Raw genomic sequence first — 12,723 nt, 5'->3', positions numbered from 1 at the left:
CTGACACCATGAAGATTTCCATGATCGCCGCCATGGCCCAGGATCGGGTGATCGGCAAGGACAACCAGATGCCCTGGCATCTGCCAGCCGATCTGGCCCACTTCAAGCGGGTCACGCTCGGCAAGCCGGTACTGATGGGGCGCAAGACCTTTGAGTCCATTGGTCGCCCCTTGCCCGGGCGTCGCAATTTGATCATTAGCCGCAACGCCGCCTATGCAGCCCCTGAAGGAACCGAGGTGTTTCAATCCATCGAGGCCGTGTTGGCAACGCTGGCAGAGGTGGGGGAAGTGAACGAGCTGATGGTGATCGGCGGTGGTCACCTCTATGACCAGCTGCTGGCCAAGGCCAATTGCCTCTATCTGACCCGCATCGAGCTGGCGGTGGAGGGGGACACCCGCTTTCCTGCGTTTGATGACGGCCAGTGGCAGCTTGTTGAAAGCGAAGCTCATCCCGCCGACGAGAAGAACCCGCATCCCTATCGTTTCGAGACCTGGCAGCGCTGCTGAACCTTATTGCATCATCGTTGAAGCCAAAAAGTCCCTGGTGCCGCACAAGGGGCTTTTTCTTGCAATGAAGCTTCTGTCTGGCAGACAAGATCTCTGCCATTGCTGCACCAAACCGCGCTACTTCATTCGCTCCTTTTTCGGCTTGATATCGTTAGGGTTGTAATGATTTTCACCGCCCTGATGACTGCTCGGGAGCATGTCCCGGCGCCACCACCGAACAGTCTGATCTTTCTCCCGCTCTTCATGACTGGTCAAAACGCAACAATGATGAGTCATCTGACCACATAATTCATGCCAGCATGACCCATGCTTTTTTGACGCTCAAGCTTTCCTGTTTTTCATCCCGGCGATGGCGTCGCCAACTTTGTTAATACGGGCGATTCTGAATCTGCTGACGACTCCCATTTTCTTGCCAGCGTTCCCTCTGTCACTGACTGTTCAATAAAAATATCAATTATTTAAATGGCGAAGCATTTTTCATCCTGTCATCTGAATAATGTTCAACTTAATGTATTTTTGTTGTTCAAATAAACCCTTTCCAATCAATGCATTGGCTGATCACGTTCTTTTCTGGTGGCATATAAACCTTTTTTTCTAGATGTAAATTGCTTAGTGTTGAAAGCAATTGGCTCACGTTCGGCAGGCAAATTGCCAAGATGTCGACCATGAAAAAAGGACAGTATGACAGTCAAAATCGAGGTCAAATCACTCTATAAAATCTTCGGAGAACAGCCGGAAAAGGCGTTCAAATTGCTGGCGAAAGGGCACGACCGCGCCAGCATTCTAAAAAAGACCGGACAGACCCTGGGTGTGCAGGGGGTCGATCTGGCCATCCACGAGGGGGAGATCTTCGTGGTGATGGGCTTGTCCGGCTCGGGTAAATCTACTCTGGTGCGGCTCTTCAACCGGCTGATCGAGCCGACCCGTGGTCAGGTACTGATCGATGGTGAAGACATTGCCGCCATCTCGGACAGAGAACTGCGTCAGGTGCGGCGCAAGAAGATCAGCATGGTGTTTCAGTCTTTTGCTCTTATGCCTCATCTGACCGTGCTGGAAAATACCGCCTTTGGCCTGGAGCTGGCTGGTGTGCCGCTTATCGAGCGCCAGCAAAGTGCCCGTCAGGCTCTTGATCAGGTGGGGCTGGGGCCCTGGATGAATGCCTTCCCCGACGCCCTCTCCGGTGGCATGAAGCAGCGGGTTGGCTTGGCCCGCGCACTGGCCAATGACCCCGACATTCTGTTGATGGATGAGGCCTTCTCCGCGCTGGATCCGCTGATCCGCACCGAGATGCAGGATGAGTTGCTCAAGCTGCAGGCCAGCCATCAACGCACCATCGTCTTCATCTCTCACGACCTGGATGAGGCGATGCGCATCGGTGATCGCATCGCCATCATGCAGGATGGGCAGGTGATCCAGGTCGGGACGCCCGACGAGATCCTGAGTCAGCCTGCCAACGACTATGTGCGTGCCTTCTTTCGCGGCGTGGATCTGGCCAACGTGTTCAGTGCCCGCGATATCGTCAGCCGCAAGCAGATGCCACTTATCAAGAAGCACACCACGGACGGGCCGGCCAACGCCCTGCGCCAACTCAAGCAGCAGGATCGTGAGTTTGGTTATGTGGTTGATCGTGCTCGTCGTTTCGTGGGCGTTGTCTCTCTCGCATCGCTGGCGCGCACTGTGGATAGCAAGGGCAGCCTGGAACAGGCCTTGCTGGATGAGGTGGTGCCGCTATTGGCCGATACCCCGCTGCATGAGCTGATCAGCCAGGTAGCGGCGGCTCCCTGCCAGGTGCCGGTTATTGAGGAGGATGGTACTTATCTGGGCCTCATTTCAAAGGCGAATCTACTCAATACCCTGGACAGGAGTACCCCGGCATGAAGCAATTATTCTCCCTCTGCCTGGCACTCCTGTTGCTGGCAAGCTACCCCGCATGGGCTGAAGAGGCGACGGCCAATCATCAAGATGATGCGGTCAGCAGTGAGACTAAGGACGCGGCCGAGGATCCCTGGGGCAGTTCAACCGAGACGGCGGTGGCCAGCAATGACTGGCAGGCCGAGCTTGCTGCGAAAGCGGAAGAGCCGGCTTTCGACCCCCTGGATCCTTTCCAGCATGCCTGGGTGCCACTCGATAGCTGGGTCGAACAGGGCATTGGCGTGCTGGTGAGCAACTTCAGACCCCTGTTCCAGATCATACGTGCACCCGTCGAAGTGACACTCAATGCGCTGACCAGTGCGCTGCAGAGCATTCCTTCTTCCATCATGGTGGTGCTATTGACCCTGGTTGCCTGGCAACTGGTCAGTGGGCGGATGGCGTTGGGGACGTTGGTCTCGCTGATCGGCATAGGTCTTATCGGTGCCTGGGCTGATGCCATGGTGACCCTGTCGCTGGTGCTGACTTCACTCTTCTTCTGCATCCTGATTGGCTTGCCGGCCGGTATTCTGCTGGCCCGTAGCGAGAAAGCGACCACCTGGACCCGGCCGTTGCTGGATGCCATGCAGACGACCCCGGCCTTTGTCTATCTCATCCCCATCGTCATGTTGTTTGGCATAGGGAATGTGCCCGGGGTGGTGGTGACCATCATCTTTGCATTGCCGCCCATGATCAGACTGACCATCCTCGGCATTCGTCAGGTACCTGAGGATCTCATCGAGGCCGGAAATTCATTTGGTGCCAGCCCCTCCCAGCTGCTGTTCAAGGTGCAGCTGCCGCTCGCCATGCCCACCATCATGGCCGGGGTCAATCAGTCGCTGATGCTTTCCCTCTCCATGGTGGTAATCGCCTCCATGATAGCCGTGGGTGGGCTTGGCCAGATGGTATTGCGCGGTATCGGACGTCTCGACATGGGGATGGCCTCGGTAGGGGGGCTTGGCATTGTGTTGCTGGCCATAGTGCTGGATCGCATGACCCAGGCGATGGGCCAGTCCAAATCAGGGTATGTCGGCCGCTGGTATCGGCGTGGTCCCATTGCCCTGTTGCTTGCCCCGTTCGAACATCGCCACAAGACTCACACCAAAGGAGGACAAGTATGAAAGCCATTACCCAAGGAATGACGCTGGGGTGCCTGCTGCTGAGCACGGCCGCCATGGCCGGTGTAACGGTTCAACCCATCCAGAGTACGTTGCCGGAGGAAGCCTTTCAGACTCTGCTGGTGAGCAAGCTGCTGAGTGAGCTGGGTTATGATGTCAAACCAGCCAAAGAGGCGGACTACAACGTAGGATATGCCTCGGTCGCCAGTGGCGATGCCACTTTTCTCGCTTTCAACTGGGATCCGCTCCATAAGGACAAGTATGAAAAGACCGGGGGCGATACCAAGTTCTACCGCAAGGGTATCTATGTGACCGGGGCGGCCCAGGGTTATCTCATCGACAAGGTCACTGCCGACAAATACGGCATCACCAACATAGCCCAGTTGAAGGATCCCAAGCTGGCTGCCCTGTTTGACAGCGATGGCGATGGCAAGGCTGATCTGGCCGGCTGCAATCCGGGTTGGGGCTGCGAGATGGTGATCAATCATCAGCTCAAGACGTACGGTCTGGCACAGACAGTGACGCATCAACAGGGCAATTATGCGGCCATCATTGCCGACACCATTACCCGCTTCAAGGAACAAAAACCCGTGCTCTACTACACCTGGACCCCGTACTGGGTGAGTGGTGAGCTGGTGCCCGGCAAGGATGTGGTATGGCTGGAAGTGCCTTATACCGCCTTGCCAGAGGGACGTGAGGGGGATACCCAATTGGCGAATGGCAAAAACTATGGTTTTGAGATGAATACCATGCACATAGTGGCCAACAAGGGGTTTGCCGAGGCCAACCCCTCTGCCGCCAAGCTGTTTGCCGAGATGAAGCTGCCCATCAATGACATCAACGTACAAAATGGGCTGATGAAGCAGGGTCAAAACAAGCCGGCGGATATCGAGCGTCACGCAGATGCTTGGCTCAAGGGGCACAAGGATTTGGTCAACGACTGGCTGACTCGGGCTCGCGCCGCGAAGTAAGCGGGGGCAGGAAATAAGAAGATGCAACCATACCGCTCAGGCATCCAAGTTCTTTGAGTGTCGCTTATAAAAGCGCCCGGCAGTTGCCGGGCGCTTTTTGTTGTCGGAAGGGTGCGTTGCTGGACGGGATCAGATGCCTGAACCGTCGCTCTCGCCGCTCTCCTCGTGCAGGCCGCATTCACGCTTGAGGCCGAAGAAGCGGGTCTGCTCCTCGCTCATGCCAGGCTCCCACTTGGTGGTGGTGTGCACGTCGCCGACCGAGAGGTAACCTTGCTCCCACAGGGGGTGGTAGGGGAGGTCGAACTCCTTGAAGTAGTAGAAGACGTCCTTGTTGCTCCAGTCGATCACCGGCAGGAACTTGAAGCGGCCGCGCTGGATCGCCAGCACCGGCAGCTTGCCGCGACTGCCTGACTGCTCACGGCGCAGGCCCGAGAACCAGGTTTGGGCGCCGAGCTCGTTCAGGGCGCGGTCCATGGGCTCGACCTTGTTGAGCTGGTTGTAGCGGGTGATCCCCTCCACTCCCTGCTCCCACAGGAGGCCGAAGCGGGCCTCCTGCCAGGCCGGTGTCAGCTCGGCTCGATAGACCTTCAAGTTCAGCGCGAGGCGCTCGGTCAGCTCGTCGATGAACTGGTATGTCTCGGGGAAGAGATACCCCGTGTCGGTCAGCACCACGGGCACGTCGGCCCGCTCGCGGCTCACCAGGTGCAGCATCAGCGCGGCCTGGATGCCGAAGCTGGATGAGAGCACGTGCTCTCCCGGCAGGTTGGTCAGGGCCCAGCGTACCCGCTCGGGGGCGCTCATGGTATCCAGCTCCCGGTTGAGGGGAGCCAGGGCCTCAATCTGCTCGTCCCGGGTCAGGGTGAGCAGGTGATCGAGTGCGAGTGTCATGATGCTCTCCTACCTCAGGCGGCGTAGAAATCGACGGCCGAATTGACCACGGGAGCGATGATGCCGGCGCGAATGACGAAGTCGCCGAAGCACTCGCCCGGGTTGCGATCCTTGGCCCAACGGCCGATCAGGGCGTCCAGTTCGGTCAGGATCTGCGGCTCTGTGATGTTCTCCAGGTGCAGGCGCGGGATGCGGGTTCCCTCCAGGTTGCCACCTAGGTGCAGGTTGTAGCGACCCGGCGCCTTGCCCACCAGTCCCACCTCCGCCAGCATGGCGCGGCCGCAGCCGTTGGGGCAGCCGGTGACCCGGAAGATGATGGCGTCATCGGCGAGATCGTGCTTGGCCAGCAGCCCCTCGATGTCGGTGACGAAAGCCGGCAGCATGCGCTCGGCCTCGGCCATCGCCAGCGGGCAGGTGGGCAGGGCCACGCAGGCCATGGACTGCTTGCGCTGCTCGCTCACGCCGTCATCCAGCAGGCCGTACTGGCGCGCCAGGGCTTCGATGCGGGCCTTCTCGCTGGCGGGTACCCCTGCGATGATGAGGTTCTGGTTGGCGGTCAGGCGAAAATCCCCCTGATGCACCTTGGCGATCTCCAGCATGCCGCTCTTGAGGGGCTTGCCCGGGAAGTCCAGCAGGCGGCCGTTCTCGATGAACAGGGTCAGGTGATGCTTGCCGTCGATCCCCTCCACCCAGCCGAAGCGATCGCCACGGCTGGTGAACTCATAGGGACGTACCGGCCCGAACTGGATACCGGCACGGCTCTCCACCTCGGCCTTGAAGGCCTCGACGCCGACGCGCTCGAGGGTGTACTTGGTCTTGGCGTTTTTGCGGTTGACCCGGTTGCCCCAGTCGCGCTGGGTGCTGACCACGGCGGCCGCCACCTCCAGCACGTGGGAGAGCGGCACGAAGCCGAAATCGCTCGCCTTGCGCGGGTAGGTGCTGGTGTCGCCGTGGGTCATGGCCAGACCCCCGCCCACCAGCACGTTGAAGCCCACCAGCTTGCCACCTTCGGCGATGGCCACGAAGTTGAGATCGTTGGCGTGGATGTCCACGTCGTTGTGGGGCGGGATCACCACGGTCGTCTTGAATTTGCGCGGCAGGTAGTTGGAACCCAGGATCGGCTCCTCGTCATCCCCCAGCTTCTCGCCGTCCAGCCAGATCTCCACGTAGGCGCGGGTCTTGGGCAGCAGGTGCTCGGAGATCTTCTTGGCCCACTCGTAGGCCTCCTGGTGCAGTTCGGATTCCACCGGGTTGCTGGTGCAGAGCACGTTGCGGTTCACGTCGCCCGCGGTGGCGATGGAATCGATGCCGGTGCTGTTGAGGGTCTGGTGCATCAGCTTGATGTCGCGCTTCAGTACCCCGTGGAACTGGAAGGTCTGGCGGGTAGTCAGGCGGATGCTGCCGTACAGGCTGTGTTCCTCGGCAAACTTGTCGATCACCAGCCACTGGGCCGGGGTGATGATGCCGCCGGGCAGGCGGGCGCGCAGCATGACGTTGTGCAGCGGCTCCAGCTTCTGGGCAGCGCGCTCCGGGCGGATGTCGCGGTCATCCTGCTGGTACATGCCGTGAAAGCGGATCAGCTGGAAGTTGTCGCCGTTGAAGCCGCCAGTGAGCGGGTCCTTGAGATCCTGTTCTATGGTGCCGCGCAGAAAGTTGCTCTCGCGTTTCAGACGTTCGTTGTCGGCCAGCGGTCCTTCCACCGGTCCTGGAATAACTTGTTTGCTCATCAATAGACATCCCTTTGATAACGTTTGGCACGACGCAATTCGCTCAGATACTCTTCTGCTTCCTCACGGCTCTTGTGGCCATGTTCGGCAATCACATCCAGCAGTGCTTCCTGCACATCCTTCGCCATGTGGTTGGCGTCGCCGCACACATAGAAGTGAGCGCCTGCTTCCAGCCATTGGTAGAGCTCGAGCCCCGCCTCGCGCAGGCGGTCCTGCACATAAATCTTGTTGGCCTGATCCCGGCTGAAGGCCAGGGAGATCTTCGACAGCAGGCCCGACTTCACATAACGCTGCCACTCCACCTGATAGAGGAAGTCCTGGGTAAAGTGCGGATTGCCGAAGAAGAGCCAGTTCTTGCCCTCCGCCCCTTGCGCTTCCCGCTCCTGCAAGAAGGCCCGGAAGGGGGCGATGCCGGTGCCCGGGCCCACCATGATGACGGGGGTATCGGGGTTAGCAGGCAGGCGAAAGTTGTCGTTGTGCTCCACGAATACCCGCACCTCGGCATCTTCCGGCAGGCGGTCTGCCAGATAGGAGGAGGCGGCGCCGCTGCGCACTGTGCCATCTTCCTGCGGGTAGCGCACCACGCCGACGGTCAGGTGCACCTCTTCCTCCACCTCGCTCTGGCTGGAGGCGATGGAGTAGAGGCGTGGAGTGAGCGGGCGCAGCAGGCCGATCAGCTGCTCGGCAGCGAGCGCGGTGGGGAAGCGTTTCAGTACATCCACCACCTGGGCGCTGGCCACCAGCGCGTTGACCTGGGCCTTGTCACCGGCCAGATCTTTGAGCGCTACGTTGTCCGAGATCTCTGCCAAGCCGGTGATAAAGCCGCCGTGCAAGCGGGTCAGCTCGAAATGTCTAGTCAGCGCCGAGCGCAGGTCGCCGTGGGCGGTGGGTTCGTCACCGGAAAGATTGGCCAAGGCCAATACTTCACCGACCAGGTCAGCATCGTTGTCAAACCAGATGCCGAGTGCATCCCCCGGCTGGTAGCTGATGCCGGACTCTTCCAGGTTGATCTCGATGTGGCGGATGTCTTTGGTGGAATCACGGCCGGTGATCTTCTGATTGACCGAGAGTTTCGCCGGGAAGGGATTCTCCTTGTGGTACTGGTTGTGTCCGACGGCCGCTTGCACGGCACCAGACACACTGGCAGTAACGCTGCCAGCCGAGAGGGTGGCGGCAACGGCTGCGACTGCTTGCTCCCCCCACGCCTTGGCGGCGTCCTGGTAGTCCACGTCCAGGCTCGCCAGTTCATGAATGCGCTCGGCCCCGGCTTTCGACAGGAAGTCGTCGAAGTCCTTGCCGGTCTGGCAGAAAAATTCATAGGAGCTGTCACCCAGCCCCAGCACGGCGAACTTGAGCCCTTCCAGCTTGCCGACCTTGCCCTTCTTGAGCTGCTCGAACAGATCGACCGCGCTCTCGGGGGGTTCACCCTCCCCGTAAGTGCTCACTACCACCAGCAGGTGGGTCTCTTTCTTGAGCTGCTTGGGTTTGTAGTCCGCCATGGAGGTGAAAGTCACCGGTAGGCCACGGGCTTCTGCCTGCGCCTTGATGGCACTGGCCACGCCCTTGGCATTGCCGGTCTGGGAGCCGTAGAGAATGGTCAGGTTGCCGCCGGGGGCAACGGCTGCAGTGCTTGTCGCGACAGGCTGTTGACCGGACTGGGAGAGACCGTAGAGATAACCGCTGACCCAGGCGAGTTGCTGGGTATTGAGGGTTGAAAGTGCCTGGCTCAGCTGACGTTGCTGCTCATCAGAGAGGGGGGCGAGGTGGGTCAAGGGATCCTTCAATTGCATCACACACATCTTCCATGGGCTGATTTTTGGTCAGAGTAAGGGGTGTGATGGATAACAACAAAGAATAAAAATATCTTCTTTATTCCATTGTTGCATTAAAAGGAGAGGGAGCAGAGGTGTTAGCCATTCGGGGCGTAACGATTGTCATGGTATAAACAGCTATGAATGAGCCCCGAATTGATCACACAGGAAGCGTGAATGTCGACCCTCAGATTGTTTCATGTCAATGCCTTCAGCAGGCAGCCCTTTGGCGGCAACCCGGCGGTGGTAGTGCTGGGGCCGGCCTTGCAGGGGGCCGGATTGCAGGCCATGGCGGCCGAGTTCAACCTCTCGGAGACTGCCTTTCTGACTCCCCTTGGTTATGCCCATTACCGACTGCGCTGGTTTACTCCCAAGGTCGAGGTGGATCTCTGTGGCCACGGCACTCTGGCGGCTGCCCACGTGTTGTGGCAGACGGGGGCGGTAGCCGAGGATGAGGTCATTCGCTTCGAGACCCGCAGCGGCGAGCTGCTGGCCCGGCGCGAAGGGGAGTGGATCTGGCTCGATTTTCCGTGCATCCCACTCACCCCTCTGGCGCTGGACCCTGCCTATGCTGTCGCCCTTGGTTGCAAGCCACTGCAGACGCTGGCGGCGGGGGCCAAGTTCTTGTTTGAGCTAGCCAGTGAAGAGGAGGTGCGAGTGATTTCGCCCGATTTCCACGCCCTGCGCGCCCTGCCCGGCCGCGGCCTGATGGTGACGGCGCCCTCGCGCGATCCGGACCATGACTTTGTCTCCCGCTACTTCGCCCCCTGGGTCGGGGTGGACGAGGATCCGGTGACCGGCTCCAACCACTGCGCCCTGGTGCCCTTCTGGGCCGAACGGCTAGGCAAACAGCAACTGCGGGCCCGCCAGATCTCGGCCCGGGGCGGTGAGCTGCGGCTTGAATTGCAGGGAGATCGGGTGCTGATGGCGGGTCAGGCCGTCACCTTGTGGCAGGGGGAGTGGCTGCTACCGCCGGCCTTATAAGCGGCAAGCTAGCGGCGTATTGAGCGTTCGCCACCGGCTGTGCCCGCCATAAAAAAAACGCCCCGCAGTTGCGGGGGCGTTTTGATTGTCATGGACGGCAGCTGTGCTGCTGCGGCCCTGTTTCTTCGGCTCTTACTTTTGTGGACGCAGAGCCGGGAACAGGATGACGTCGCGGATGGTGTGGCTGTTGGTGAACAGCATCACCAGACGGTCGATACCGATGCCCTGACCAGCAGTCGGCGGCAGACCGTGTTCCAGCGCGGTCACGAAGTCGGCGTCGTAGAACATGGCTTCGTCATCGCCTGCGGCTTTCTGGTCAACCTGAGCCTGGAAGCGCTCGGCCTGATCTTCCGCATCGTTCAGCTCGGAGAAGCCGTTGGCCAGCTCGCGGCCGCCGATGAAGAATTCGAAGCGGTCGGTGACGTCCGGGTTCTGGTCGTTGCGACGGGCCAGCGGAGAGACGGCGGCCGGGTACTCGGTGATGAAGGTCGGTTGCAGCAGCATGTGCTCCACGGTCTCTTCGAAGATCGCGGTGATCACATGACCCAGCTCCCAGCTCTTCATCAGCTCGATGTGCAGGCGCTTGGCGACGGCGGTGGCCTTCTCCAGGGTCGCCAGATCGTCGCGGGTCACATCCGGGTTGTACTTCAGGATGGAGTCAACCATGGAGAGACGCTGGAACGGCTGACCGAAATCGATGGTCAGGCCCTCTTCGCCCTCTTTGGCGTAACGGATCTTGGTGTCGCCCAGAATGTCCTGCGCCAGGGTGCGCAGCATCTCTTCGGTGAGGTCCATCAGATCGATGTAGTCGGCGTAGGCCATATAGAACTCGAGCATGGTGAACTCGGGGTTATGGCGAACGGAGATACCTTCGTTACGGAAGTTGCGGTTGATCTCGTAGACACGCTCGAAGCCACCGACCACCAGACGCTTCAGATAGAGTTCCGGAGCGATACGCAGGTACATGTCGATGTCCAGCGCGTTGTGGTGGGTGATGAACGGACGGGCAGAGGCGCCACCCGGGATGACCTGCATCATGGGGGTTTCCACTTCCATGAAGCGCTTGTCGTTCAGGAACTTGCGGATACCGGCCACGACCTTGGTACGGGTCACGAAGGTCTTGCGGGACTCTTCGTTGGCGATCAGATCCAGGTAACGCTGACGGCAGCGGGCTTCCTGGTCGGTCAGACCCTTGTGCTTCTCGGGCAGCGGGCGCAGTGCCTTGGTCAGCAGGCGGATGTCGGAGACGTGCACGGACAGCTCGCCGGTCTGGGTCTTGAACAGGGTGCCTTCGACACCGACGATGTCACCCAGATCCCATTTCTTGAACTGCTCGTTGTAGAAGCCTTCCGGCAGGTCATCACGAGTCACATAGACCTGGATCTTGCCAGCCATGTCCTGCAGGGTCGCGAAGGATGCCTTGCCCATGATCCGGCGGGTCATGATACGACCGGCAATCTTCACCCGTTTACCCAGGGCAGTCAGCTCCTCGGCGCTTTTGTCGCCAAACTCTGCCTGCAGATCGCCGGAGAGGCTGTCACGACGAAAGTCGTTGGGGAAGGGATTGCCCTGGGCGCGCAGGGCGGCCAGCTTGGAACGACGCTCTGTCATCTCATTGTTGAGTTCGAGAGTTTGGTCGACTTCCGGAGTAGTGGTTTGTTCAGACATGGTGATTCCTGCTTGTTTACAGACCTGATTTCAGGCTGGCTTCGATAAACTTGTCCAAGTCACCGTCGAGCACCGATTGGGTATTACGGGTTTCGACGCCGGTGCGCAGATCCTTGATACGGGAGTCATCCAGCACGTAAGAGCGGATCTGGCTGCCCCAACCGATATCGGACTTGGTCTCTTCCAGGGCTTGTTTCTCAGCGTTTTGCTTCTGAATTTCCAGCTCGTAGAGCTTGGCTTTCAGCTGCTTCATACACTGATCTTTGTTTTTGTGCTGGGAACGGTCGTTCTGGCACTGTACCACGACACCGGTCGGGACGTGGGTGATACGCACCGCGGATTCAGTCCGGTTAACGTGCTGACCGCCGGCACCGGAGGCGCGGTAGACGTCGATACGCAGATCGGCCGGGTTGATATCGATTTCGATATCGTCGTCGATCTCGGGATAGACGAACACGGAGCAGAACGAGGTGTGGCGACGGCCACCGGAATCGAACGGGGATTTGCGAACCAGACGGTGCACGCCGGTTTCGGTGCGCAGCCAGCCGAAGGCGTATTCGCCGGTGAACTTGATGGTGGCGGACTTGATGCCGGCCACGTCACCCTCGGAGCATTCGATGAGCTCCGGCTTGTAGCCGTGGGCATCGCCCCAGCGCAGGTACATGCGCAGCACCATGTTGGCCCAATCCTGTGCTTCGGTACCACCGGAGCCGGATTGAATGTCGATATAGCAGTCGGAACCGTCGTGCTGGCCGGAGAACATGCGGCGGAACTCCAGCTCCACTAGCTTGGCTTCCAGCTGCTCGGCTTCGGCGATGGCTTCGTTGAAGGTCTCTTCGTCTTCCCCTTCCACGGCCAGGCTTACCAGCATCTCGACATCTTCCACGCCCTGGGTCAGGGTATCGATGGTGCCAACCACGTTTTCCAGCGCGACACGCTCCTTGCCGAGCGCCTGTGCGCGCTCCGGCTCATTCCAGACGTCGGGCTGTTCCAGCTCGGCGTTTACCTCTTCCAGACGCTCTTTCTTGGCGTCATAGTCAAAGGTACCCCCTAAGAAGCTCGGTCCGCTCAGACAGCTCCTTAAGTTTGTTCAATACAGGATTAACTTCGAACATCGTGAAAACTCTCAGGATCGATGTGAT

General features: G+C 59.6%; 10 protein-coding genes. 5 read left to right on the top strand and 5 right to left on the bottom strand.

Annotated elements, in window-relative coordinates:
• Window positions 1-8 precede the first annotated feature (8 nt).
• The 4 genes from folA (at window position 9) to proX (ending at window position 4,503) form a co-directional block, all read left to right on the top strand.
• On the top strand, window positions 9-506 hold the full coding sequence (folA, locus tag I6L37_RS21470; RefSeq protein WP_216992918.1) for a type 3 dihydrofolate reductase: 498 nt from the start codon (window positions 9-11) through the stop codon (window positions 504-506).
• Between the two features lie 681 nt (window positions 507-1,187).
• The gene (proV, locus tag I6L37_RS21465; RefSeq protein WP_216992917.1) at window positions 1,188-2,384 is read left to right on the top strand and encodes a glycine betaine/L-proline ABC transporter ATP-binding protein ProV; all 1,197 of its coding nucleotides are present in this window, start codon (window positions 1,188-1,190) and stop codon (window positions 2,382-2,384) included.
• Window positions 2,381-3,535 (top strand): glycine betaine/L-proline ABC transporter permease ProW, encoded by a 1,155-nt coding sequence (gene proW / locus I6L37_RS21460; protein WP_234923291.1) that lies wholly within the window; start codon window positions 2,381-2,383, stop codon window positions 3,533-3,535. Before proV ends, proW begins: the two co-directional genes overlap by 4 nt.
• Window positions 3,532-4,503: a glycine betaine/L-proline ABC transporter substrate-binding protein ProX gene (proX, locus tag I6L37_RS21455; RefSeq protein ID WP_201976806.1), complete on the top strand. Its 972-nt coding sequence runs from the start codon at window positions 3,532-3,534 to the stop codon at window positions 4,501-4,503. Before proW ends, proX begins: the two co-directional genes overlap by 4 nt.
• A 129-nt stretch (window positions 4,504-4,632) precedes the next feature.
• On the opposite strand, the gene I6L37_RS21450 is transcribed toward proX, so the two are convergent.
• From I6L37_RS21450 to I6L37_RS21440, 3 genes are read right to left on the bottom strand one after another with little or no spacing between them, the layout of a single operon-like run.
• Window positions 4,633-5,394: a phosphoadenylyl-sulfate reductase gene (locus tag I6L37_RS21450; RefSeq protein ID WP_216994225.1), complete on the bottom strand. Its 762-nt coding sequence runs from the start codon at window positions 5,392-5,394 to the stop codon at window positions 4,633-4,635.
• A gap of 11 nt (window positions 5,395-5,405) precedes the next feature.
• A complete protein-coding gene (cysI, locus tag I6L37_RS21445) occupies window positions 5,406-7,118 on the bottom strand; it encodes an assimilatory sulfite reductase (NADPH) hemoprotein subunit (protein WP_216992916.1) in 1,713 nt (570 codons plus the stop codon).
• Window positions 7,118-8,908, bottom strand: a complete 1,791-nt coding sequence (locus I6L37_RS21440) for an assimilatory sulfite reductase (NADPH) flavoprotein subunit (protein ID WP_216994224.1) — start codon at window positions 8,906-8,908, stop codon at window positions 7,118-7,120. The genes cysI and I6L37_RS21440 overlap by 1 nt, the downstream gene beginning before the upstream one ends.
• Before the next feature lie 198 nt (window positions 8,909-9,106).
• Between I6L37_RS21440 and I6L37_RS21435 the strand changes: the two genes are divergently transcribed.
• Window positions 9,107-9,913 (top strand): PhzF family phenazine biosynthesis protein, encoded by an 807-nt coding sequence (locus tag I6L37_RS21435; protein WP_216992915.1) that lies wholly within the window; start codon window positions 9,107-9,109, stop codon window positions 9,911-9,913.
• Between the two features lie 132 nt (window positions 9,914-10,045).
• Here I6L37_RS21435 and lysS read toward each other — a convergent pair whose 3' ends face one another.
• Window positions 10,046-11,581 carry a lysine--tRNA ligase gene (gene lysS, locus I6L37_RS21430; protein ID WP_042025745.1) on the bottom strand — a complete coding sequence of 512 codons (1,536 nt, stop codon included), beginning with the start codon at window positions 11,579-11,581 and terminating at the stop codon, window positions 10,046-10,048.
• Between the two features lie 16 nt (window positions 11,582-11,597).
• Window positions 11,598-12,696, bottom strand: a protein-coding gene (prfB, locus tag I6L37_RS21425) for a peptide chain release factor 2 (RefSeq protein ID WP_124239217.1) whose coding sequence is annotated in 2 segments (ribosomal slippage) — window positions 11,598-12,620 and window positions 12,622-12,696 — 1,098 coding nt in all. Because the reading frame shifts where the segments join, the coding sequence is not laid out codon by codon here.
• Window positions 12,697-12,723 lie beyond the last annotated feature (27 nt).

Source organism: Aeromonas sp. FDAARGOS 1407 (genome assembly GCF_019048725.1).
Classification (GTDB): Bacteria; Pseudomonadota; Gammaproteobacteria; order Enterobacterales; family Aeromonadaceae; genus Aeromonas; species Aeromonas enteropelogenes.
This window is presented reverse-complemented; position numbering and strand designations above follow the sequence as displayed.

Bases quoted from the DNA above. Each gene is read 5' to 3' on its own strand.
- proW (WP_234923291.1), top strand. From the start codon at position 2,381: ATGAAGCAATTATTCTCCCTCTGCCTGGCACTCCTGTTGCTGGCAAGC.
- lysS (WP_042025745.1), bottom strand. From the start codon at position 11,581: ATGTCTGAACAAACCACTACTCCGGAAGTCGACCAAACTCTCGAACTC.
- I6L37_RS21440 (WP_216994224.1), bottom strand. From the start codon at position 8,908: ATGCAATTGAAGGATCCCTTGACCCACCTCGCCCCCCTCTCTGATGAG.
- cysI (WP_216992916.1), bottom strand. From the start codon at position 7,118: ATGAGCAAACAAGTTATTCCAGGACCGGTGGAAGGACCGCTGGCCGAC.
- I6L37_RS21435 (WP_216992915.1), top strand. From the start codon at position 9,107: ATGTCGACCCTCAGATTGTTTCATGTCAATGCCTTCAGCAGGCAGCCC.
- proV (WP_216992917.1), top strand. From the start codon at position 1,188: ATGACAGTCAAAATCGAGGTCAAATCACTCTATAAAATCTTCGGAGAA.
- folA (WP_216992918.1), top strand. From the start codon at position 9: ATGAAGATTTCCATGATCGCCGCCATGGCCCAGGATCGGGTGATCGGC.
- proX (WP_201976806.1), top strand. From the start codon at position 3,532: ATGAAAGCCATTACCCAAGGAATGACGCTGGGGTGCCTGCTGCTGAGC.